The sequence below is a fragment of the Brachybacterium sp. YJGR34 genome, assembly GCF_003347015.1.
Lineage (GTDB): Bacteria > Actinomycetota > Actinomycetes > Actinomycetales > Dermabacteraceae > Brachybacterium.
In genome coordinates this window covers 1-21,561 of record NZ_PNFB01000016.1, presented here as the reverse complement: position 1 = coordinate 21,561, position 21,561 = coordinate 1, and the positions used below count along the sequence as shown (strand labels likewise).

Below are 21,561 nucleotides of genomic sequence, written 5' to 3'. Positions count from 1 at the left end.
ACCAGAAGGGGTCAGGGTGCGCTGGCCCTCCAGAAGGAGACGGCCGCATGGCTGACAGCACCCGCATTCCCGAGAACTCCGAGAACCCGGACGGCACGCCGGAGGCCGCTCCGGCCCGCCGGCAGCGGCGACGCGCCGGCTCGCCGGCCGGAGCGCCGGCGTTCACTCCGCCCCCGATCGCTCCGCAGTCGGAGACGGCGCCGCGCACCGTCGTCGCCCCGCAGGAGGCGAGCACCGAGGAGCCCGCCGCGCCGGCGCCGACCGCCGCGAAGCGCCGTCGCCGCCGTGCCGGGGCCCCCGCCGGAGCCCCCGTGATCCCCGCCCCCGCCGAGCCGGAGGCGGAGGAGTCCCGCAGCGAGGACGCCGAGCCCGTGAGCACCCCGGAGCGCGCGGCGAGCCCCGCCCCGACGACCACCGGTGCGCAGGCCCCGCAGGACGAGGCCACCGCCGCGACCGACGACGTCGAGCCCGCGGAGGACGCGGAGGAGGACTCCTCGACCGCGAGCACCGAGGGTGCGGACGAGACCGGCGAGAACCCCGTCGTCGGCGATCTGCGCGCCCTGGCCACCGCGCGGGGCGAGGCGAGCGAGCCCGCCGAGGACGCCTCCGCGGAGGACACCGACCGCGCCCGCCGCCGGGAGCAGGTCCAGATGGACTTCGCCTCCCTCCTGTTCCAGGCGCCCACCCCGCAGCCCCGCACCACCGTCGGGGCGCAGGACGCCCCGGTCGGCAGCGCGGAGCTCTCCTTCGCGGCCGTCGAGGAGGAGCCGGCCGAGGAGGACGGCGACGGTGCCGAGGACGCCGGGCGCGACGAGGAGCAGTCGACCCGCTCCCGCCGCAGCCGGAGCCGCTCGCGCCGCTCCGCCCAGCGCGAGAGCGGAGCGGTCGAGGAGAGCACTCCGGCCGACGCCCCGGCCGCGACGGAGTCCCCGGAGACCTCCGAGGAGGACGAGGACAGGGACGAGGAGAGCTCCTCCGAGTCCTCCGGCGGGGGCTCCCGCCGGCGTCGTCGTCGTGGTGGCCGCGGTCGCCGCGGCCGCGGACGCGGGGACGACGAGGGCGACTCGGCCGAGGACGAGAAGGACACCGCGAAGGACACGGACGGCTCGACGGACTCCGAGGGGGACTCCTCCTCAGGCGAGGGGGACGAGGACCGCAGCTCCGATCGCGGCTCCTCGAGCTCGCGGCGCCGGCGTCGGCGCCGTCGCTCCGGCGGCAGCGGCAGCGACGACAGCAGCGGCTCCACCGACGATCCGCCCAACACCGTGGTGAAGGTCCGCGAGGCGCGGGACGAGGTCAAGGCCGTCAAGGGCTCGACCCGTCTGGAGGCCAAGCGCCAGCGCCGCCGGGAGGGTCGCGACGCCGGGCGTCGCCGCAACGTCATCACCGAGGCCGAGTTCCTGGCCCGCCGCGAGTCCGTCAAGCGCTCCATGGTGGTGCGCGAGCGTCCCGGGCGCACCCAGATCGCCGTCCTCGAGGACGATGTGCTCGTCGAGCACTACGTCGCCCAGAAGTCGCAGACGTCGATGGTCGGGAACGTCTACCTGGGAAAGGTCCAGAACGTGCTGCCGTCCATGGAGGCCGCCTTCGTGGACATCGGCAAGGGCCGCAACGCCGTGCTCTACGCCGGCGAGGTCAACTGGGACGCGGTGGGCCTCGAGGGGCAGCCGCGCCGCATCGAGCTCGCGCTCAAGAGCGGCGACCCCGTGCTGGTGCAGGTCACCAAGGACCCGATCGGGCACAAGGGTGCGCGACTGACCAGCCAGATCTCCCTGCCCGGCCGTTACGTGGTGTTCGTCCCCGGCGGCTCCATGACCGGCATCTCCCGCAAGCTGCCCGATACGGAGCGCTCGCGGCTGAAGAAGATCATGCGCCAGATCATCCCCGAGGACGCGGGCGTCATCGTGCGCACCGCCGCCGAGGGGGCGAGCGAGGAGGAGCTCACGCACGACGTGGAGCGCCTGCGCTCCCAGTGGGAGCGGATCCAGAAGGCGCAGAAGGCGAAGTCCGCGCCGGTGGCCCTCTCGCAGGAGCCCGACATCGCGATCAAGGTGGTGCGCGACGTCTTCAACGAGGACTTCACCTCCCTGATCGTCGAGGGCGGCGCGGTCTACGACGACGTCCATGCCTACGTCAAGGAGGTCGCCCCCGATCTCCTCGAGCGCGTCACCAAGCACGTCGGCGACAAGGACGTGTTCGCCAAGCACCGCATCGAGGAGCAGCTGCTCAAGGCGATGGACCGCAAGGTGTACCTGCCCTCGGGCGGCTCCCTGGTGATCGACCGCACCGAGGCCATGACCGTGGTCGACGTGAACACGGGCAAGTTCACCGGCTCCGGCGGCTCCCTCGAGGAGACCGTCACCAAGAACAACCTCGAGGCGGCCGAGGAGATCGTGCGGCAGCTCCGGCTGCGCGACATCGGCGGCATCATCGTCATCGACTTCATCGACATGGTGCTCGAGTCCAACCGTGACCTCGTGCTGCGCCGCGTGGTGGAGTGCCTGGGCCGCGACCGCACCAAGCATCAGGTCGCCGAGGTCACCTCCCTGGGCCTGGTCCAGATGACGCGCAAGCGCGTGGGCCAGGGCCTGGTCGAGACCTTCTCCGCCCCCTGCGAGCACTGCCACGGGCGCGGGCTGGTCGTCGACATGGACGGCGAGCACACCCACGGCGGCGGCGGGAACGGCGGCGGGGACGAGTCCTCGAAGTCCTCGCGACGCCGGGGGCGGCGCTCCCGGGGTGGCGCGAAGGAGGCCCCGGAGACCGAGGACTCCTCGTCGCAGGAATCGCAGGACGACGTCCACCGTCTCGAGGACGACGCGGACAGCCGTGCGCTCGCCCGGGCGACGATCGCCTCGATCGCCGCCGCCTCGGGCAGCCACACGCCGTCCGAGACCTCCCCCGAGGCGGACGACGGCGCGGCCGAGGCCGACCGGGAGCCGTCGGCGTCGCCGGCGGAGCAGCAGGAGAGCCCCGCCGCCGACGCCCCGGAGGCCGAGGGGACGGCGCCCGCGCAGGACGGCGGCTCGTCCGCTTCTGAGTGGGAGCAGGACGCCCCCTCCCAGAGGTGACGCGTTCCACAGGGTGTGACCGCGTTCTCGCAGGTCGCACGGCCTCTGGTGGTTGACCGACCGTTCACGGGATCGTAAGCTGTTCCTTGGCGCAGAACGTGCCGATGTCGTGACCGAGGTGGACATCGCGCGACCGCATCTCCCGGCCGATCCCTTCACGGGGCGAGGCAGCGGTTGACGGTCGCAGGTCCGCGGTGACACCCAGCAGGATGCACGACTCGAAGATCAGATCCGATTCACAAGATGGAGCAGTGACGTGGTGTACGCAATCGTCCGCGCAGGCGGTCGTCAGGAGAAGGTGTCGGTCGGTGACACCATCGTGATCAACCGCGTGGCAGGCGAGGCGGGCGACAGCATCGATCTCGCTCCCGTGCTGCTGGTCGACGGTGACAAGGTCACGTCCGCCCAGAGCGAGCTGGCCGCGGTGAAGGTCACCGCCGAGAAGGTCGAGGACCTCCGCGGCGACAAGATCCGGATCCTCCGCTACAAGAACAAGACCGGTTACAAGAAGCGCCAGGGCCACCGCCAGGAGCTCACCAAGCTGAAGATCACGGGCATCGCCTGAGCGATCCCTTCGAGACAAGACAAGGATTGATTCCAGATGGCATCAAAGAAGGGCGTCAGCTCCTCCAAGAACGGGCGTGACTCCAACGCCCAGCGCCTCGGCGTCAAGCGCTTCGGCGGCCAGACCGTCGGCGCCGGCGAGATCATCGTGCGCCAGCGCGGCACCAAGATCCACCCCGGCGACGGCGTGGGTCGCGGCAACGACGACACCCTGTTCGCGCTCACCGCGGGCACCGTGGAGTTCGGCCGCAAGCGCGATCGCCGCGTGGTCAGCATCGTCGAGACGGTCTGACCGCTCGCCCCGCACGCCGGGGCATGCAGCGTCTCATCGAGGGGCGGAGCCGAACGCTCCGCCCCTCGACGCATCTCACCACCACGTTCGGAGAGCACCCATGGCCACATTCGTCGACCGCGTCCAGCTGCAGGTCGTCGGGGGATCCGGCGGCCACGGCGCCGCCTCCATCCGCCGCGAGAAGTTCAAGCCGCTGGCGGGGCCCGACGGTGCCGACGGCGGCCGCGGCGGCGATGTGATCCTCGAGGTCGACGCCTCGACCACCACCCTGCTCGAGTACCACCACCGGCCCCATCAGCGGGCCACCGGCGGCGGCTTCGGCAAGGGGGACCTGCGCCACGGCGCGCGCGGCGAGGACCTCGTCCTGCCGGTGCCCGACGGCACGGTCGTCACCGACGGGGACGGCACGGTGCTCGCGGACCTGATGGGCATCGGCACCCGCTTCGTCGCCGCTCGCGGCGGCAGCGGCGGGCTCGGCAATGCGGCCCTGGCCTCCACCAAGCGCAAGGCCCCCGGCTTCGCGCTGCTCGGCGAGCCCGGGCAGGAGCGCACCCTGGTGCTCGAGCTCAAGTCCGTGGCGGACGTGGCGCTGGTGGGATACCCCAGCGCCGGGAAGTCCTCCCTGATCGCGGCCATGAGCGCCGCCCGCCCCAAGATCGCGGACTATCCCTTCACCACCCTGGTCCCCAACCTCGGGGTGGTCGAGGCCGGCGAGCACCGCTACACCATCGCCGACGTCCCCGGCCTGATCCCCGGCGCGAGCCAGGGCAAGGGGCTGGGCCTGGACTTCCTGCGCCACATCGAACGCTGCCACGTCATCGTGCACGTCCTGGACGCCGCGGCCCTCGAGTCCGATCGTGACCCGGTCAGCGACCTCGCCATCATCGAGAACGAGCTGGCCGTGTACGCGGCGGGCCTCGACGAGGAGGCAGAGACGCGCGTCCCGCTCATGGAGCGCCCCACGGTCATCGTCCTGAACAAGACCGATCTCCCCGACGGCGCCGACATGGCCGACATGGTCCGCGAGCGGCTCGCCGAGCGCGAGATCCCGATCCTCGACGTCTCGGCCGTCTCCCGCAAGGGGCTGCGTGAGCTGTCCTTCCTCCTCGGCGAGCTGGTCGAGCAGGCCCGTGCCGCCCTCCCGGCGCCCGAGGCGGCCCCCATCGTGCTCACCCCGCGGGCGGTCGACGAGACCGGGTTCCGGGTGGTCACCGAGCAGTACGAGGGCGAGACCGCCTTCCGTGTGCGCGGCGACAAGCCCGAGCGCTGGGTGCGTCAGACCGACTTCACCAACGACGAGGCCGTCGGCTTCCTCGCCGATCGTCTGGCCCGCCTGGGCGTCGAGGACAAGCTGTACGCGGCCGGCGCCGTCGCGGGCTCCACCGTCCTGATCGGCCCCGGCGACGACGCGGTCGTCTTCGACTGGGAGCCGACGATGGTCGGCGGCGCCGAGCTGCTGGGCCGGCGCGGCACCGACAAGCGGCTCGAGGATGATCACCGCCCCACCCGCGAGCAGAAGCGCGAGGACCAGCGGGCCCGGACCGAGGCGCGGATGAACCGGATCTCGGCGATGCGGGCCGAGCGCGAGCAGGGTCACTGGGCGGATCCGGCCGACGACGACGGGCCCCGCTGAGCGTGGCGGGCACCGGCAACGGCGCGGCGGAGCTGCGCCAGCCCGCACGGCTCACCACCCGGGAGGACCTCGCGCAGGCCCGTCGGATCGTGGTGAAGATCGGCTCCTCGAGCCTCACCGACGCCCACGGGCATCTGGATCGCGGGCGCATCGAGCAGATCGTGGACACCGCGGCGGTTCTCGCCGAGCGTGGCACGGAGCTGGTGATCGTCTCCTCCGGCGCGATCGCCGCGGCGCTCGGCCCGCTGGGGATGGAGCAGCGTCCCACCTCCGTGGAGCTGCAGCAGGCCGCGGCCAGCGTGGGCCAGGCCCTGCTGGCCACCGCCTGGTCCAGCGCCTTCGCCGCCCGCGGCCGGATCACCGGCCAGGTGCTGCTGACGGAGTCCGACGTGATCCGCCGCCAGACCTACCGCAATGTCCGCAGCGCCCTGGAGTCCCTGCTGACGCTCGGCACCGTCCCGGTGGTCAACGAGAACGACACCACCGCGACCCACGAGATCCGCTTCGGGGACAACGACCGGCTCGCCGCGCTGGTCGCCCAGCTGCTCGGCGCCGATGCGCTGGTGCTGCTCACCGACGTCGACGCCCTCTACACCGCGCCCCCGCGGGAGCCCGGCGCCCGGCGGATCGGCCTGGTCGAGGACGTCGCGAACCTGGCCGGGGTGAGCATCGGGGAGGTCGGCTCGAAGGTCGGCACCGGCGGGATGGTCACCAAGCTCTCGGCCGCCCAGCTGGCCTCGACCACCGGCACCGCAGCCCTCATGACCTCGACCGAGCAGTTCGCGGCGGCCGTGGCCGGCGAGGACATCGGCACCTTCTTCCCCGCGCACCACGGGCGCCGTCGCTCCCGCCTGGTGTGGCTGCGCTTCGCGACCCGCGGCGCGGGCACCGTGCACCTGGACGAGGGCGCCGCCGCGGCGATGCGGACCCGCCGTCGGTCCCTGCTGGCGGTGGGGATCACCGGGGTCGAGGGCACCTTCCCGGCCGGGGTCCCGGTGGACCTCGCGGCACCCGACGGCACGATCCTCGCGCGGGGACTGACGAGCTTCAGCAGCGAGGAGCTGCGCGTCATGGCCGGCCACGGCTCCGACGAGCTGCGCGAGAGGCTGGGGGAGCGATACCGGCGGTCGGCGATCCACCGCGACCACCTGGTGGTGCTCTGAGGCTCAGCCCAGGGCGCCGACGCTCTGCTCGCTGCTCGCGGCCGGGTCCTCGGCGATCTCCGCCGCCGCCCGACGCCGCTGCGCGCGACGCATGCGGCGCACGCGCACCCGCTCGATGATCGTGCTGAGCACGAGGGCGATCCCCACGCCGATCACCACGCCCAGCAGCGGCTGGTCGCGGAAGAGGTAGCCCCCGGCCATCCCGAGGCCGATGTAGTAGATCGCCCAGGCGGTGGCGGCCAGCAGGGAGAAGGCGAGGAACTTCCCGCGCGGATACCCGATCATCCCGGAGGTGATCGAGGTGGCGGTGCGGCCTCCTGGCACGAAGCGGGCGGTGACGATGATGGCGCCGCCGCGGGTCCTCAGTCCGTCCTCGGCCCAGGTGAACAGCCGATCGCCCATCCGGTTCCGCCGCAGCCGCTGCGCGAGCGGCCCGGCGCCCCGTCCCACGTGGTGGGCGGTGAGGTCGCCGCAGACGGCGGCGGCGACGGTCACCGGCAGCAGCAGCCACAGGGCGGGGGAGTCCTGGACGATCGCGTAGGTGCCGGCGGTGACGACCACGGTCTCGCCGGGCAGCACCGGGAACACGGAGTCGACGGCCACCACCAGGAACAGCACCGCATACAGCCACGGCGAGGCCATCACGACCTCCACGAGGTGCAGCACGGAGTCCATCGGGGGCGGTCCCTCCTCGGGGCTCGGCGTGCACAGTCAGGTGTGGCGACGGTAGGGCACGTGGTGCAAGGTTCCCTGAACGGACGCTCCGGCTCCGCTGTATGCCCTCTTCCGTAGACTCCCGGCATGACCGAAGATCGCTCTGCCGTCCAGAACGCCGTCACCTCCGCCGCCCGCGCGGCGCGCGAGGCCCAGCCCGCACTGGCCCGGCTCCATCGCGACACCAAGGACGCGGTGCTCCACGCGATGGCCGACGCGCTCGTGGCCTCCGCCGGGGAGATCGTCGCGGCCAACGCCCGGGACCTCGAGGCGGCCGATGCCGCCGGCATCGAGCCGGGACTGCGGGACCGCCTCGCGCTGGACGTCGAGCGGGTCGGGACGATCTCCGGCCAGCTGCGCGATGCCGCCGCCCTGCCCGATCCGGTCGGGGAGGTGGTGCGCGGCTCGGTGCTGGCCAACGGGCTCGAGCTGCGCGAGGTGCGCGTGCCCATGGGCGTGATCGGCATGGTCTACGAGGCGCGCCCCAATGTCACCGTCGATGCCGCCGGCCTCGCCCTCAAGGCCGGCAGCGCCGTGGTGCTGCGCGGCGGCTCCGCGGCCCTGCACTCCAACACCGCCCTGATCGCGGTGCTCCGACGAGTGCTCGCCGCGCACGATCTGCCCGAGGACCTCGTGGTGGGCATCGACGAGCACGGCCGCGACGGGGTCGATGCGCTGATGCGCGCCCGCGGCCTGGTGGACGTGCTGATCCCGCGCGGGGGCGCCGGCCTGATCCGTCGCGTGGTCGAGAACTCCCTGGTCCCGGTGATCGAGACCGGCACCGGCACGACCCATGTCTACCTCGATGCCGGCGCCGATCTCGACCAGGCCGAGCCCATCATCCTGAACTCGAAGACGCAGCGGGTGGGCGTGTGCAACGCCCTCGAGACGCTGCTGGTGCATCGGGAGATCGCGGAGGCGGCCCTGCCCCGGCTGGCCGGGCCGCTCGCCGCGGCCGGGGTGCGGCTGCACGCCGACGAGCGCTCCCGGTCCCTGCTCGCCGGCACCGGGGTCGAGGTGGTCCCTGCGACCGAGGAGGACTGGGACGCCGAGTACCTCGCCCTCGAGCTCGCCGTCGCGGTGGTCGACGATCTCGACGCGGCGCTCGCCCACATCCGCGCCCACTCCAGCGGGCACACCGAGTCGATCCTCACCCGGGACCTGCGCAGCCAGCAGCGCTTCCTCGACGAGGTGGACTCCGCCGTGGTGATGGCCAATGCCTCCACCCGCTTCTCCGACGGCGGCCAGTTCGGCTTCGGCGCGGAGATCGGGATCTCCACGCAGAAGCTCCATGCCCGGGGCCCGATGGGCCTGCGCGAGATCACCGCGACCAAGTGGCTCGTCGTCGGTCAGGGGCAGGTGCGCCCGTGAACCCGCTCCCATCGCGCGCGCCGGGGGGTGACCCGGCGCCGTGCTGTGGGATGATGGCGCGGTCACCCGTGGAAAGGCCTGCACGAACATGATCGATCAGCTCATGATCCTCGCCGAGTCCGGCGCCGAAGCGAGCGAGGGGCTCAGCGCGCCCGTCGTCGGGATCGGTGCCTTCATCATCCTGATGACCCTGCTCGGTCTCACCTGGCTCACCGGCGGTGCGCACCAGCGCTCCAAGGACAAGAAGTCCGACTCCTCCACCGATCACTGATCGACGTGGAGCTGCAGCGACGCCGGATCGGCGTGATGGGCGGGACCTTCGATCCCATCCATCACGGCCACCTCGTCGCCGCCAGCGAGGTCCAGAGCGTGTTCGGTCTGGACGAGGTGGTCTTCGTCCCCACCGGGCGCCCCTGGCAGAAGGACGACCGGGACATCTCCGACCCCGAGCACCGGTACCTGATGACGGTCGTCGCGACCGCGGCGAACCCCGTCTTCACCGTCTCCCGCGTCGACATCGACCGGCCGGGGGCGACGTACACCATCGACACCCTGCGTGACCTGCGCCGGGAGCACGAGGATGCGGACCTGTTCTTCATCACCGGTGCGGATGCCCTGCAGAACATCCTCACCTGGAAGGACACCGAGGAGATCTTCGCGCTCGCGCACTTCGTGGGCGTCACCCGCCCCGGGCACGCCCTGGACACCTCCGGACTGCCGGAGGACGGCGTCACCCTCATCGAGGTCCCCGCGATGGCCATCAGCTCCACCGACTGCCGCACCCGGGTCGCCGCGGGCGCCCCCGTGTGGTACCTGGTCCCCGACGGGGTCGTCCAATACATCAACAAGTACGCCCTCTACACAGGAGGTGACGGCCGATGACCGAGCCCGACACCACCCCCCGCCGGGGCCGTCGCGCCCGCACGCTGAGCCCCGAGGAGAGCGCCGCCCTGGAGGCCCGCGCCGCCGTGGAGGCCACCGGCGAGCAGGACCGGGTCCCGGGCGTCCGCGGCGCCGTCGCCCCGCCCACCGCCGAGGACCCGGTGCCGACGCTCCGCAAGTTCGGACGTCGCGCGCGCATCATCGAGCTCAGCGAGGAGTCCTCCTCGACGGTCCCCGACGAGCGGACCGCGCCGGACATCCAGCGCGATCACGACGGCGTGGAGCTCGGCGAGCTGTCCGTCACCGAGGCTCCCGACCCGCGCCCCGCACCGCGCTTCGACGGCAAGGTGCTCCACCGGCCCGAGCGCTCCGGCGGTCTGCCGCTGGTGTGGCTGGTCTGGGCCCTCATCGCGATCGCCATCGTGGTGCTCGTGATCCTGCTGCTGACCGGGGTCATCGGCCCCGCGGAGGCGTCCGCCCTGGACGCCGCCGTGCACGATCCGTCCCTCATCCACCTCGTTCTGGAGGAACCTGCCGCGTGAGCGCACCCGACGACATCATCGACCTCGCCCGGATCGCCGGCCAGGCCGCCGCCGACAAGCTCGCCCAGGAGGTCATCGGCCTCGATGTCTCCGAGCTGGTCGTGATCACCGACGTCTTCCTCGTGTGCAGCGGGGACACCGAGCGGCAGGTCTCCGCCATCGTGGGCGGCATCGAGGAGGCCCTGCTGACCGAGCGCCGCCGCAAGCCGCTGCGCCGCGAGGGGGAGCGCGATGCCCGCTGGGTCCTGCTGGACTACGGCGACATCGTGGTGCACGTCCAGCACGCCGAGGACCGCGCCTTCTACGCGCTCGAGCGGCTGTGGCGGGACGCGCCGATCATCGACCTGCAGATCGACGAGGGCGCCGCGGAGTGAGGATCGGCACGCGGCTCGTGCTGGTCCGGCACGGGCAGACCGACTACAACCGCGACGGGCGCCTCCAGGGCCAGGTCGACATCCCCCTGAACGAGACCGGCGGTCGCCAGGCGGCTGCCCTCGCGGCCGTGGTCGCCCGGAACCCGCCGGACGTCCTGGTCGCCTCGCCGCTGCAGCGCGCCCGCGAGACCGCGCGCATCATCGGCCGCTCCGCCGGACTCGAGGTCGCCACCGATCCGGCCTTCCTCGAGCGCAGCTTCGGGGACTGGGAAGGACTGCGGGGCGAGGAGATCAGGGACGGCTGGCCCGAGCAGCACGCCGCCTGGCGCGAGCACCGTCCCGTGCTCGGCGTCGGGGTGGAGGACCGGCCCGAGGTGGGCGCGCGCGTCGCGTCGGCCTGCCGCCGCCTGCTCGACGAGCACGCCGGGTCGACCGTGATGGTGGTCGCGCACGGTGCCGCGATCACGCTGGGGATCACCGCCCTGCTCGGGCTGGACACCAACGGCTTCCGCGGCGTCGCCGGGCTCGAGAACTGCCATCGCACGATCCTCGAACCCCTCCTCGCGGAGCCCGACAGCGGGCTCATGAGGTTGGTGTCACACAACCTGGCCCCCGATTTCCCCTGACGGCCCGAGGCGTTGTAATCTCTACGAGTCGCCACGAGAGAGGCGGCGCCCAGTACGGGGCTATGGCGCAGTTGGTAGCGCGCTTCCATGGCATGGAAGAGGTCGGGAGTTCGAATCTCCCTAGCTCCACTCGAGAAACCGTGAGACAGTGACTCGTCAGAAGGGCCCCACCTCCGGGTGGGGCCCTTCTGCTGTCCCGGCACCTCAGCGGCGGAGCGCCGCCGGGCGCGGCAGGCCCAGGTCCTCCAGCAGATCGCCGAGCGCGCGGTCCAGCTCCGCCCCGGCCTGCGCGATCTTCGCGAGTCCGAAGCCGCCCAGCGAGGAGCTGGGCACCTCCAGGCTCAGCGTCGTCCCCGGGGAACCGGTGGTGTACGCCGCCAGTCGCAGCGGGGAGTGGAGCATCGTGCTCGGGTCGTGCCGGATCATCCGGGCGGCGATCGCATGGTGGGCCAGGCTCCACACGATGCAGGAGGACCGGCTGCCGGCATGCTGCAGCAGGTCCGACGGACGCGAGGTCGCCACCCGCACGAAACCGCTCGGCGACTCCCACGCCAGGCCGCGGACGAAGGCCGCCCAGTCGCCGTCCTCGGCCAGGCGCCGCAGGGCCTCCGGATCGGAGAGGGCGGGCACCGCCTGCTCGAGTGCTGCGACGAGCCCGTCGAAGTGCGCCGAGGTGGCCAGCGTGAGCCGCTGCGCGGGGTGCTCGTCCAAGGTCTCGGTCATCGCGTAGGTCATGGAGCCATCCTCTCGTGCCCAGCGGACGGGCAACCGTCCGCGATCCGGCGTCGGGCACAATGGCGCGATGGTCAGGAGACGGAGGCGGGAGCGGACCGAGCTGAAGAGCACGGCGTACGAGATCTTCCTCGGAGCGCTGTCGATCCTCTCGATCGTCAATCTCGTGCTCCTGGTCGCGATCCCCTCCGACGGCGCCCTGCAGCTCGTCCTGGCCGTGATGAACGCACTGTTCAGCGTCGTCTTCCTGGGGGACTTCGTCTATCGGATCACGACGGCCTCCTCCGCCTCCCGCTATCTCCTCCGCCAGTACGGCTGGGCCGACCTGTTGGCCAGCCTGCCGTTCCCGCAGCTGAAGGTGCTGCGCGTGTTCCGCCTCCTGCGCGTCGTGCGGCTCCTGCGCCACCTCGGTGCGCGCCGCGTCTGGAACGCCCTGGTGCGCGACCGCGCCAACAGCGCACTGATGACCCTGCTGCTGCTGGGCGTGCTCGTGCTGCAGTTCGGGAGCCTCGCGATCCTGACGGTCGAGGGAGGCGCCGAGGGCTCGAACATCACCTCGGCGTCCGACGCCCTCTGGTACACCCTCGTGACCATCTCGACCGTGGGCTACGGCGACCACTACCCGGTCACGACCGCGGGCCGCCTGGTGGGCGTGCTCGTCATCGTCGTCGGGGTGGGCATCTTCGGCACCTTCACGGGCTATCTCGCCAATGTGTTCCTGGGACCCGCGAAGAACGCGGAGGAGGGGGCGGGAGCGCCGGAGCTCGAGGGGCAGGACGCCTCCGACACCGCCGTGGGCGTGGCGGCGGGTGGGACCTCCGGTGCCATCACGGCCGGCGCCGCGGACACGCCGGCGGAGGATGACCTCCGCGAGCAGCTCGCGGCGCTGATCGCCCAGTCCGAGCGCACCACCGAGCAGCTCCGCGCCCTGTTGGCGTCCACGCCCGGCCCCGACGACCGCAGACCCTGACGCCGCCGCGGCGCGGAGGGCTCAGAGGCCTGCCGCGAGACGGTCGATGACCTCCGAGGCGGAGCCCTCGGGGGCGCTGCGCCACCCGGTGCCGGCCCACAGGTGCAGCCGCTCCGCGTCGCCCGCCGCCCCGGCCGCGCGGCGCAGCGGCCCGGTGAGGCGGTGGACGGCCGGATAGCCCGTGGGCGCCGAGGCGTCGTGGCGCTCCGCGAAGCCGTTGCGCAGCGACCGTGCAGGCCGCCCCGTGAAGGCGCGGGTGAGGATCGTCCCGGTGAAGCGCGGATCGGCGAGGGCCGCGCGATGGGTGGGGGAGGTGCCCGCCTCCGTGGTGCGCAGCAGCATCGTCCCGACGGCCACGGCCTGCGCTCCGGCCTCCAGGATCGCGCGCACCGACGAGGGGCCGTCCACCCCGCCGGCCCCGATCACAGGGAGAGTCGATGCGCCCGCCACCTGCGCCACGAGGGCCGGTGTGGCGATCGGATCCGGCGTGCGGGAGGGGTCGTGGACGGCGCTGTGCCCTCCCGCCGCGGGGCCCTGGACCACGAGGCCGTCCACGCCGCGCGCCTCGGCCGCCCGTGCCTCGGCCGGGGAGGTGACGCTCGCCAGCACCGTGGACCCCACCTCCTGCAGGGAGGCGACGTCCTCCCGGGGCGGCTGGGAGAAGGTGAAGGACACCACCGGCACGGGCTGGGCCTGCAGCAGGGCGAGCTTCTCCCCGTAACGGTCGTCGTCCTCGCGCGGGACCGGGTCCAGGGCCACCCCGTGGGCCGCGGCCTCCTCGGCCAGCTCCGCGGCATAGGCGGCGAAGGCCTCCCGGTCCGGCGGGCGGGGAGGCAGCACGAAGAGGTTCACCCCGAATCCCGCGCCCAGCGCACGCACCTCGGCGATCTGCGCCGCGAGCGCCTCGGGGGCGGCATTGCCGCCGGCCAGGAACGGGAACGCGCCGGCCGCGGCGACCGCCCGGGCGAGCGCGGGCGTGGAGGGACCGCCGGCCATGGGGGCGGCGACCAGAGGACGACGGGAATCCAGGAGCGCGGACATCATGCCCTCGATCCTCCCAGACGCCCACCGGGCGCGGTTCCGGCGCGGCCTCGCCCTGGGAGGATGAGGGCATGAGCGAACCTGCCGATCATGTGCCCGAGGCGGCACGCATCACCGCGCGCCTGCGCGACGAGATCCTCGACGGGGTGCGTGCCCCGGGCGGCCGGCTGGTCGAGCGCGAGCTCGCCGAGGAGCTCGGCGTCAGCCGGGTCCCGGTGCGCGACGCCCTCAAGGAGCTCGCCGGCGAAGGGCTGGTCACCCTCCGACCGCGCACCTGGGCGGTGGTGCACGAGTTCACCGCACGGGAGGCGCAGGACGTGGCCGAGGCCCGGGAGGCCCTCGAGACCACCGCCTTCGCCCTGGCCGCCCGTCGGCGCACCCCCGAGGGGCTCGACCGGCTGCGTGGGGTGCTCTCCGCGGAGCTGGAGGCCGCGCGGCGCGGGGACGCGGTCGCCGCCCGCCGGGCGGGGGCCGACTTCCACGAGGTCGTCCTCGAGCTCGCGGACAACGGGGTGCTCTCGGAGATCGGTCGGATGCTGGGCAGCAGAATGCGCTGGTTCCTCTCCCAGCACGACGACCTGCTCGCGATCGCCCGGGATCACGAACGCCTCTGCGCGGCGATCGCCGCCCAGGACGCCGAGGAGGCGCAGCGCCTGGTCGCCGAGCACCTGTCCACGAGCGAGGCCCTCGCGCGGGAGCGCGAGGAGGCCCCCGTCGCGGCGCCGGACTGACCCGGCACACCATTTGGTATACCATCGCGTCCCATGACTGTCTCGAGAACCACGATCCTCGCCTCCGTCCGCCCCTGGGGGCTCGACTCCGCCGACCTCGTCATCGAGGGGGAGGCGATCGCCGCCGTCCTCCCTGCCGGCTCCGGACGCCCCGAGGGCGCCGAGGTGATCGACGGCCGGGGTCTGCTCGCCCTGCCGGGCCTGGTGAACGCCCATGCCCACGCGGACAAGTCCTGGTGGGGCGCGCCATGGGTGTCCTACGGCGGCGAGGCCACCACCCAGGGACGCATCGCCCATGAGCGGGCCGAGCGCGGAGCGCTGGGCATCCCGAGCACCGCATCGACCGAGCGCGTGCTGCGGGAGTTCCTCCGCCACGGCACCACCGCCGTGCGCAGCCACGTCGACGTGGACCTGGGGGTGGGGCTGGACGGCATCGCCGTGCTCCGTGAGGCATCCGCCGCGCTCGGCGACGCCGTCGAGGTCGAGGTCGTCGCGTTCCCCCAGGACGGCGTGATCCGGCGCGAGGGCGTCCTGGACCTGCTGGACCGTGCGGCCCGCGAGGGGGCGGAGAGCATCGGCGGACTCGACCCGTGCCTCATCGACCGGGACCCCGTCGCCCAGCTCGACGGCCTGTTCGACATCGCCGCGCGCCATGGCTGCGGGATCGACATCCACCTCCATGCCGGTGGTGACCTGGGCGCCTTCGAGTACGACCTGATCGTGGACCGCACCCGTCGGGCGGGCCTGATCGGCAAGGTCAACATCGCCCACGGCTTCGCGCTCGGCCAGCTCCCGCCCGGCCGCCAGCAGGCTCTGCTCGAGGACTTCGCGGAGCTGGGCATCTCCTGGTCCACCGTCGCGCCGATCCGCTCCGCGCCGCTGCCCTGGGTCGCGATGCGCGAGGGCGGCGTGGGCATCGGCCTGGGGACCGACGGCGTGCGCGACCTCTGGTCCCCCTATGGCGACGGCGACCTGCTGCGGGTCGCGCTGGACTTCGCGCGCCTGCACGGAGTGCGCTACGACGAGGACTTCGCGCAGGTGGCGCGCCTGGCCACGAGCGCCGCCGCGCCGTACGTGCATCGCGAGGTCCATGATCTCGTGCCTGGTGCGCGCGCCGATGTGGTCCTGCTCGAGGCGGAGAACGTCCCCGACGCGATCGTGCGCGCCCCGCGCCGGGAGCTCGTGCTGGCCGGGGGTCGCGTCGTGGCCCGCGCGGGAGACGTCCTCGTCTGACCGGCGCGCGGCGGGGCGCCTCCTGCGCGGGCGGCGCTCAGCCGACCGGTTGGCGCAGGATCGTGCGCAGGCGCTCGGGGGCGCTGCGCCGCGGATCCCCGAGGTAGATCTCGTGGTGCGTCCCGCGCCTCGTGCGACCCGCCTCGGGGATCACCTCGTGGTGCATCCTCTCGAGCACGGGGCCCTCCGCGTCGTAGGGGCCCACGTGCAGGGTCTGCACGCAGAGCCCTTCCGTGAGGGGCTCCCAGCGCACCGGTGGTCCACCCGCTGATCCCTCGGCCCGCGTGCCCGTCGCGGTGCGGGCCGCCTCGACGTGCTCGGCCCGGATCCACTCCGGGGTCATGATCATCAGTCGCCACTGCCAGCGGCTCTTGTCCCGGGCGGTGGTGAAGGCGGCCATGTCCTCCGCCCACCACAGGCCCTCCAGCGGCGGGACCACGTAGTTCTGCCCCAGCTCCCGTGCGCTGAGGAACTTCAGGCGATAGGCGAGCGGGTAGAGCGCCGCGAGCGCCGCCTGGTAGGCGGGGGAGGCGTTGGGATCCCCGGCGCCGTCGACCATCAGGTAGTGCTGGAGCGGGATGTCGAGGAACCGGAAGGTGCCGCGTCGGGCGCGGTAGTGGTCCAGGTCCCGCTTCGCGTCGAACGGCCGGTCGCTCATGGGGTGCGCTCCTGCTCGATCTCGACCAGCGCGTGATCCATGTGGTGCAGGACCCGCAGGGTCGCGCCGAGCTCCTCGGCGGTGAGGTCGCCGCCCACTCGTCCCAGCAGCGCGTGCTCCCGCGAGGTGACCGCATCGATCGCCGCGGCGCCGGCCGGGGTGAGCCGCACCAGGGAGGAGCGGCGGTGCGCGGGATTGTCGGTCAGCTCGACCCAGCCCTCGCTCCGGGCGTCATGGACCATGCGCTGGACGAACTGCCGGCTCAGCTCCTGGGCGCGGGCGAGCTGGGGCACGGTGCGCTCGCCGTCGCGGCGCAGCTGGTCCAGCACATTGCGCACGCCCACGGAGAGGCCGCTGAGCTCCTCGTCCTTCTCGACGATGCGCGCCACCCGGCGGTAGACCGGGCCGAGGGCGACGTACACCTCGGCGAGGCGGTCGGCGAGGGAGTCCGGATCCAGCGGAGTGCTCATCGGTCCAGTATGACACCACGGTTGTCATCTGTCCGGCGGCATGACACCCTGGTTGTCATGATGCTCTCCACCCAGACCCTCGACCTTCCCGATCAGCGCATCGCCTACGTCGAGACCGGCCCGGCCGATGCCCTCCCCGTCCTGTTCCTCCACGGCGGTGCCGTGGACAGGCGCATGTGGCACCCGCAGCTCGCCGCCTTCCCCGAGCACCGCGTCCTCGCCCCGGACGCGCGCGGCCACGGCGGATCCTCTGATGCCGAAGGGCCCTACCGCCTGGCCGATGACGTGGTCGCGCTCCTGGACGCACTGGGCATCGAGCGCGCCGTGCTCGCGGGCATCTCCATGGGCGGCGGCACGGCCGTGGACGTCGCCCTCGAGCATCCCGACCGCGTCACCGCCCTCGTGGTGGGCGGCACCGGGACCAGCGAGCCGCAGTTCACCGACCCGTGGGTGCTGCAGGCCTTCGCCGACTGGCGCGCGGCCGAGCAGGGCTCCGACCTCGAGGCCTGGGTCGAGGTGCTGCAGCGCTTCACCACCGGCCCTCACCGCACCCGGGACGAGGTCGACCCCGCCGTCTGGGACCTCATCGGCACCATGGCCCGCGACACCGTCCACCAGCACCTCCGCGTCGGACCCGACGGCCTCCCGCTGCCGCCGCACCCGCCGACCCCGGTCACGCAGACCTGGGAACGGCTGGGCACGATCCGGGTGCCCGTGCTCGCGATCGGGGGCGACCAGGAGAGCGAGGACCATCGGTCGATGGGCCGGCGCCTCGCGGACTCCGTGGGCGGGTCCGGGCGTTACGTCGAGATCCCGGGCGCCGCCCACTACCCGAACCTCGAGCGGCCCGAGTCCTTCGACGCCGCGGTGCGGGAGCTGCTCAGCGCGCTCTGAGCTTCCCCTCCTCGACGATCAGGCCGTGGAGCTCCGCGAGCTCGGCGACCTCGAGCCGTGCCCGGTCGAGCGCCGGCGCGATCTCGCGCCGGAAGGCCCGGTAGGAGCCGGGCACCACGGCACCCCGCGCCCGCAGCAGCCGGCGTGCGTACTCGTCGCACACGAAGGCGGGCCGGCCGAAGCAGTACAGGCCGATCGCGTCGGCCGTCTCCTCGCCGATCCCCTCGACCGCCAGCAGCTCGGCGCGCAGCGCCCCGTCGTCCAGGACGGAAACCTCCTCGGCGCGGCGTGTCCACCACCGCGCGAGGGCGAGCACACGGCGCGGTCGGAGGGTGGGCAGGCCGGAGGGGCGCACGAGCTCCCGCACCCGGGCCTCCTCGGCGCGGGCGAGCGGCGCCGGGGCGAGCAGCCCCTGTCCGCGCAGAGCGGCCAGCGAGGCGGCCGCCTGCTCCCAGCGGCTGCGCTGGACGAGCACCGCGCCCACGGCGATCTCGAAGGGCTCCTCGCCCGGCCACCACCAGCCCTGCGGGCCGTGGCGATGCCGCAGCTCCGCGTGCAGGGCCCGCAGGTCGACCGCCCCCGGCGAGGTGCCCTGGGGGGCAGGGGACGCGTCGTCGGCGGGCGCCTGGCCGCTCATCGCCCCGGGACCAGCTGCTCGGTGCTGCCGGGCCGGGCGAGGGTCAGCAGCGCCCGCGCCACCACCGGCTCCTCCTCGAGCTGGTCCTCGATCGCCTGGACGCGCACCTGCAGCTCGGACTCGCGCACATTGCCGGTGACATCGACGGAGGCGACCACGAGCAGCCGGTCGGCGCCCACCCACTCCGTGTGCAGGAGGGTCACGCGCTCGATGTCGGGATGCTCCGTGAGCAGGTGCAGCAGCCGGTCGCGGGTGCGCGGGGAGCCTCCCTCCCCGGAGAGGAAGGCGGCATTGCGGGAGATGAGGATGAGAGCGACCGCGCCCAGCAGCAGGCCCACGAGGATCGAGCCGATCGCGTCCCACACCGGGTTCCCGGTCAGCTGGTGCAGGGCCAGGCCGCCGCCGGCGATGAGCAGGCCGATCAGCGCGCAGGCATCCTCGGCGAAGACCGCCCGCAGCATCGGATCCGAGGTGGTGCTGACATGGCGCAGGGCACCGATGCGCCGCACCTTCGCGCCGCTGCGCGCCTGGCGCAGGGCCTGCAGGAAAGAGGTCCCCTCGAGCACGAAGGCGATGGCCAGGACCGCGTAGGCCCAGCCGTAGCCGGTGCCGTCCTCCGCCTCGGCGCCGAGGGACTGGATGCCGTGCCACACCGAGACCCCGGAGCCCACGGCGAACAGCCCGATCGCGGCGAACATCGCCCACACGTAGCCCACCCGTCCGTAGCCCAGCGGGTGGGAGGCGTCCGGGGCGCGATCCTGCCGACGCTCGCCGATCAGCAGGAACACCTCGTTGCCGGTGTCCGCCCAGGAGTGCACGGCCTCGGCGAGCATCGAGGCGGAGCCCGTGAGCACGGCGACCGCCGTCTTGGCGATCGCGATGAGGAGGTTCGCGCAGAAGGCGAGGAGGACGGTGAGACTGCTGCTGCCCGGGGAGTCGCTCATCCCCCCATTGTGCGTCCGGGCTCAGCGCGCCGGGTAGGCGACCGCATCCCGTCCACGGACCACGAGGTCGATCTCCGTGCCGGGCCGGAGCCGGAGCGCGGCGATTCGCTGCGGCTCGAGGTCCGCGGCGAGATCGTCGGTCCGCACCCGGACCAGATCGCCCAGCGGCTCCAGGGAGCGGATGCGACGGCGCATCGTGGGTCGGCCGGGGCCGGGCCTGGGACCGTCGGCCGCGGGGCCGGGGAGGGAGCCGGCGACGGCGACGGCCGACGGGCGCAGTGCCAGGGACATGGGCGTGCCGGGACGCACGGGCTGCCAGGGCGTCGCCGGGACCAGCTCGCCTCCCGGCAGGCGCACTCCATCCCCGTCCCAGCTGCCGTGCAGCAGGTTCAGCCCGGCGAAGCGCGCCGCGAAGGCGGTGCGCGGCCGGGCGAGCACCTCGGCCGTCGGCCCGGACTCGATGATCCGGCCCTCCTCGAGCACCGCGATCCGGTCGGCCAGGGTCACCGCGTCCAGGGCGTCGTGGCTGACCACGATCGCGGTGCGCTCGGCGAGGACGCGGCGCAGCAGCTCGCGCAGCGCGGGAGCGACGTCGATGTCCAGCGCCGCCATCGGCTCGTCCAGCAGCAGCAGGCGCGGGCTCGCGGCGAGGGCGCGGGCGATCGCCACCCGCTGCGCCTGGCCGCCGGAGAGCTGCGCGGGCCGACGGTCGGCGAGCTGCTCCAGGCCCGCCTCCGCGAGCCGGCGCCGCGTCTCGAGCCGGGCACGTCGGCGCGGCACGCCGCGGGAGCGGAGGGCGAAGCCGATGTTCCCGGCCGCCGTGAGGTGGGGGAACAGCGCCGGATCCTGGCTGAGGGTGGTGATGGATCGTGCGTGGGGCGGCACGAGCGTGCGCCCCTCGGTGAGCACCTGCGCATCGAGGGCGATCCTGCCGGTGGCCGGCCGCAGTGTCCCTGCGATGAGATCGAGGATCGTGGACTTGCCGGCGCCGTTGGGGCCCACCAGGCTCAGGGTCTGCCCCTCGGCGACCTCGAGGGCGACGTCGAGGCCGCGCTCGGGAACGGTGGCGTGCATCGTCAGGCTCATGCGGTCGGCCTGCGCCGGGTCAGGGCGATCACCGCGACCGCGACCACCATCAGCAGGAAGGAGAGGGCCACGGCGGCCTCCGGGTCGGTCTCGCGCTGCAGGTAGATCTCCAGCGGCAGGGTGCGGGTGGTGCCCTGCAGGCTGCCGGCGAAGGTGATGGTGGCCCCGAACTCGCCGAGCGCCCGCGCGAAGGCCAGGACGGTGCCGGAGGCCAGCGCGGGCAGCACCAGCGGCAGCGTCACCTGCAGCAGCACCCGGGTGGGGCGCGCGCCGAGCGAGGCGGCGGCCTGCTCGTAGCGGGTGCCGGCGGTGCGCAGCGCTCCCTCGAGGCTGATCACCAGGAACGGCAGGGCGACGAAGGTCTGTGCGATGACCACGGCCGTGGTGGAGAAGGCGATCTGGATCCCCAGCAGCTCGAGGTGCCGGCCCAGCAGGCCCTGGCGGCCGAAGGTGTACAGCAGCGCGATGCCGCCCACCACCGGCGGCAGCACCAGCGGGATCAGGACCAGGGCGCGCAGCAGGGCGATCCCGGGGAGCTCGCAGCGGGCCAGCAGCACGGCCAGCGGCACTCCCAGCAGGACGCACAGCGCGGCGCTCAGCGCGGAGGTCTGCAGGCTCAGCCGCAGGGCCGCGAGCGAGGACTCGCTGGTGAGCAGCTCCCCGATGTCGCCCCAGTGCACGCGCGCGGCCATCGAGACCAGCGGCAGCACCACCAGCAGCAGGCCCAGCAGCGCCGGGAGCAGCACCCAGCGGGGGAGGGATCTCATGGGCGGCCGAACCCGTGCTCGCGAAGGACCTGCCGGCCCTCCTCGCCGGCCAGCAGATCCACGAACTCCCGGCCGAGCTCCGGATGCGCCGAGCCCTCGACGGCGGCGGCCGGAGAGGTGGTGACGATATCGGCGCCGGCGGGGACGTCGAGGCCCTCGACGTCCC

The 21,561-nt window shown here is 73.4% G+C and carries 25 protein-coding genes and 1 tRNA gene; 16 read left to right on the top strand and 10 right to left on the bottom strand.

Annotation, left to right across the window (positions count from 1 at the left end; genetic code table 11):
* The first annotated feature begins 47 nt into the window (after positions 1-47).
* The 5 genes from CXH06_RS13200 (at position 48) to proB (ending at position 6,723) form a co-directional block, all read left to right on the top strand.
* The gene (locus tag CXH06_RS13200; RefSeq protein ID WP_114855666.1) at positions 48-3,071 is read left to right on the top strand and encodes an Rne/Rng family ribonuclease; all 3,024 of its coding nucleotides are present in this window, start codon (positions 48-50) and stop codon (positions 3,069-3,071) included.
* A 256-nt stretch (positions 3,072-3,327) separates the two neighbouring features.
* Positions 3,328-3,636 carry a 50S ribosomal protein L21 gene (rplU, locus tag CXH06_RS13195; protein WP_114855665.1) on the top strand — a complete coding sequence of 103 codons (309 nt, stop codon included), beginning with the start codon at positions 3,328-3,330 and terminating at the stop codon, positions 3,634-3,636.
* A 36-nt stretch (positions 3,637-3,672) separates the two neighbouring features.
* Positions 3,673-3,927, top strand: coding sequence for a 50S ribosomal protein L27 (gene rpmA, locus CXH06_RS13190; protein ID WP_114855664.1), 255 nt, complete (start codon positions 3,673-3,675; stop codon positions 3,925-3,927).
* 100 nt (positions 3,928-4,027) lie between these two features.
* On the top strand, positions 4,028-5,560 hold the full coding sequence (gene obgE, locus CXH06_RS13185) for a GTPase ObgE (RefSeq protein ID WP_114855663.1): 1,533 nt from the start codon (positions 4,028-4,030) through the stop codon (positions 5,558-5,560).
* A gap of 2 nt (positions 5,561-5,562) precedes the next feature.
* Positions 5,563-6,723 (top strand): glutamate 5-kinase, encoded by a 1,161-nt coding sequence (gene proB, locus CXH06_RS13180; RefSeq protein WP_114855662.1) that lies wholly within the window; start codon positions 5,563-5,565, stop codon positions 6,721-6,723.
* A 3-nt stretch (positions 6,724-6,726) separates the two neighbouring features.
* Here the strand turns inward: proB and CXH06_RS13175 are convergent, their stop codons facing one another.
* The gene (locus tag CXH06_RS13175) at positions 6,727-7,398 is read right to left on the bottom strand and encodes a DedA family protein (RefSeq protein WP_114855661.1); all 672 of its coding nucleotides are present in this window, start codon (positions 7,396-7,398) and stop codon (positions 6,727-6,729) included.
* A gap of 126 nt (positions 7,399-7,524) precedes the next feature.
* On the opposite strand from CXH06_RS13175, the gene CXH06_RS13170 reads away from it, so the two are divergent.
* From CXH06_RS13170 to CXH06_RS13140, 7 genes are all read left to right on the top strand, one after another.
* Positions 7,525-8,808: a glutamate-5-semialdehyde dehydrogenase gene (locus CXH06_RS13170; RefSeq protein WP_114855660.1), complete on the top strand. Its 1,284-nt coding sequence runs from the start codon at positions 7,525-7,527 to the stop codon at positions 8,806-8,808.
* A gap of 88 nt (positions 8,809-8,896) precedes the next feature.
* Positions 8,897-9,079: a hypothetical protein gene (locus CXH06_RS13165; protein WP_114855659.1), complete on the top strand. Its 183-nt coding sequence runs from the start codon at positions 8,897-8,899 to the stop codon at positions 9,077-9,079.
* A gap of 5 nt (positions 9,080-9,084) precedes the next feature.
* Positions 9,085-9,690 (top strand): nicotinate-nucleotide adenylyltransferase, encoded by a 606-nt coding sequence (nadD, locus tag CXH06_RS13160; protein ID WP_114855658.1) that lies wholly within the window; start codon positions 9,085-9,087, stop codon positions 9,688-9,690.
* Entirely contained in the window at positions 9,687-10,232 is a 546-nt protein-coding gene (locus CXH06_RS13155; protein ID WP_114855657.1) for a hypothetical protein, read from the top strand. The genes nadD and CXH06_RS13155 overlap by 4 nt, the downstream gene beginning before the upstream one ends.
* The gene (gene rsfS / locus CXH06_RS13150) at positions 10,229-10,606 is read left to right on the top strand and encodes a ribosome silencing factor (RefSeq protein ID WP_114855656.1); all 378 of its coding nucleotides are present in this window, start codon (positions 10,229-10,231) and stop codon (positions 10,604-10,606) included. The genes CXH06_RS13155 and rsfS overlap by 4 nt, the downstream gene beginning before the upstream one ends.
* On the top strand, positions 10,603-11,232 hold the full coding sequence (locus CXH06_RS13145) for a histidine phosphatase family protein (protein ID WP_114855655.1): 630 nt from the start codon (positions 10,603-10,605) through the stop codon (positions 11,230-11,232). The genes rsfS and CXH06_RS13145 overlap by 4 nt, the downstream gene beginning before the upstream one ends.
* A gap of 56 nt (positions 11,233-11,288) precedes the next feature.
* Positions 11,289-11,361: transfer RNA gene (locus CXH06_RS13140), tRNA-Ala, on the top strand.
* A gap of 75 nt (positions 11,362-11,436) precedes the next feature.
* Here the strand turns inward: CXH06_RS13140 and CXH06_RS13135 are convergent.
* Positions 11,437-11,967, bottom strand: a complete 531-nt coding sequence (locus tag CXH06_RS13135; RefSeq protein WP_114855654.1) for a hypothetical protein — start codon at positions 11,965-11,967, stop codon at positions 11,437-11,439.
* Positions 11,968-12,034: 67 nt separating this feature from the next.
* Between CXH06_RS13135 and CXH06_RS13130 the strand changes: the two genes are divergently transcribed.
* Complete coding sequence (locus CXH06_RS13130) at positions 12,035-12,934, top strand: potassium channel family protein (RefSeq protein WP_114855653.1); 900 nt, start codon at positions 12,035-12,037, stop codon at positions 12,932-12,934.
* Positions 12,935-12,955: 21 nt separating this feature from the next.
* On the opposite strand, the gene CXH06_RS13125 is transcribed toward CXH06_RS13130, so the two are convergent.
* Positions 12,956-13,978 carry a nitronate monooxygenase family protein gene (locus tag CXH06_RS13125; RefSeq protein WP_114855652.1) on the bottom strand — a complete coding sequence of 341 codons (1,023 nt, stop codon included), beginning with the start codon at positions 13,976-13,978 and terminating at the stop codon, positions 12,956-12,958.
* A gap of 68 nt (positions 13,979-14,046) precedes the next feature.
* Here CXH06_RS13125 and CXH06_RS13120 point away from each other — a divergent pair, with 68 nt between their 5' ends.
* Entirely contained in the window at positions 14,047-14,706 is a 660-nt protein-coding gene (locus tag CXH06_RS13120; protein WP_114855651.1) for a GntR family transcriptional regulator, read from the top strand.
* A gap of 33 nt (positions 14,707-14,739) precedes the next feature.
* Positions 14,740-15,939 (top strand): amidohydrolase family protein, encoded by a 1,200-nt coding sequence (locus CXH06_RS13115; protein WP_114855650.1) that lies wholly within the window; start codon positions 14,740-14,742, stop codon positions 15,937-15,939.
* Between the two features lie 37 nt (positions 15,940-15,976).
* On the opposite strand, the gene CXH06_RS13110 is transcribed toward CXH06_RS13115, so the two are convergent.
* Complete coding sequence (locus CXH06_RS13110; protein ID WP_114855649.1) at positions 15,977-16,597, bottom strand: GyrI-like domain-containing protein; 621 nt, start codon at positions 16,595-16,597, stop codon at positions 15,977-15,979.
* Entirely contained in the window at positions 16,594-17,067 is a 474-nt protein-coding gene (locus CXH06_RS13105; protein WP_114855648.1) for a MarR family winged helix-turn-helix transcriptional regulator, read from the bottom strand. Before CXH06_RS13105 ends, CXH06_RS13110 begins: the two co-directional genes overlap by 4 nt.
* Before the next feature lie 57 nt (positions 17,068-17,124).
* Between CXH06_RS13105 and CXH06_RS13100 the strand changes: the two genes are divergently transcribed.
* Positions 17,125-17,961: an alpha/beta fold hydrolase gene (locus tag CXH06_RS13100; protein ID WP_114855647.1), complete on the top strand. Its 837-nt coding sequence runs from the start codon at positions 17,125-17,127 to the stop codon at positions 17,959-17,961.
* On the opposite strand, the gene CXH06_RS13095 is transcribed toward CXH06_RS13100, so the two are convergent.
* Genes CXH06_RS13095 through CXH06_RS18820 form a run of 5 tightly spaced genes read right to left on the bottom strand, consistent with a single transcriptional unit; the run spans position 17,948 to position 21,523 of the window.
* Positions 17,948-18,598 (bottom strand): endonuclease III domain-containing protein, encoded by a 651-nt coding sequence (locus CXH06_RS13095; RefSeq protein ID WP_114855646.1) that lies wholly within the window; start codon positions 18,596-18,598, stop codon positions 17,948-17,950. The two genes, CXH06_RS13100 and CXH06_RS13095, sit on opposite strands and share 14 nt — an antisense overlap.
* The gene (locus CXH06_RS13090) at positions 18,595-19,542 is read right to left on the bottom strand and encodes a cation diffusion facilitator family transporter (RefSeq protein WP_114855645.1); all 948 of its coding nucleotides are present in this window, start codon (positions 19,540-19,542) and stop codon (positions 18,595-18,597) included. Before CXH06_RS13090 ends, CXH06_RS13095 begins: the two co-directional genes overlap by 4 nt.
* A 21-nt stretch (positions 19,543-19,563) precedes the next feature.
* Complete coding sequence (locus CXH06_RS13085; protein WP_114855644.1) at positions 19,564-20,628, bottom strand: ABC transporter ATP-binding protein; 1,065 nt, start codon at positions 20,626-20,628, stop codon at positions 19,564-19,566.
* Entirely contained in the window at positions 20,625-21,395 is a 771-nt protein-coding gene (locus CXH06_RS13080) for an ABC transporter permease (RefSeq protein ID WP_114855643.1), read from the bottom strand. Before CXH06_RS13080 ends, CXH06_RS13085 begins: the two co-directional genes overlap by 4 nt.
* On the bottom strand, positions 21,392-21,523 hold the full coding sequence (locus CXH06_RS18820; RefSeq protein WP_369832994.1) for a substrate-binding domain-containing protein: 132 nt from the start codon (positions 21,521-21,523) through the stop codon (positions 21,392-21,394). Before CXH06_RS18820 ends, CXH06_RS13080 begins: the two co-directional genes overlap by 4 nt.
* Between the last annotated feature and the right edge of the window lie 38 nt (positions 21,524-21,561).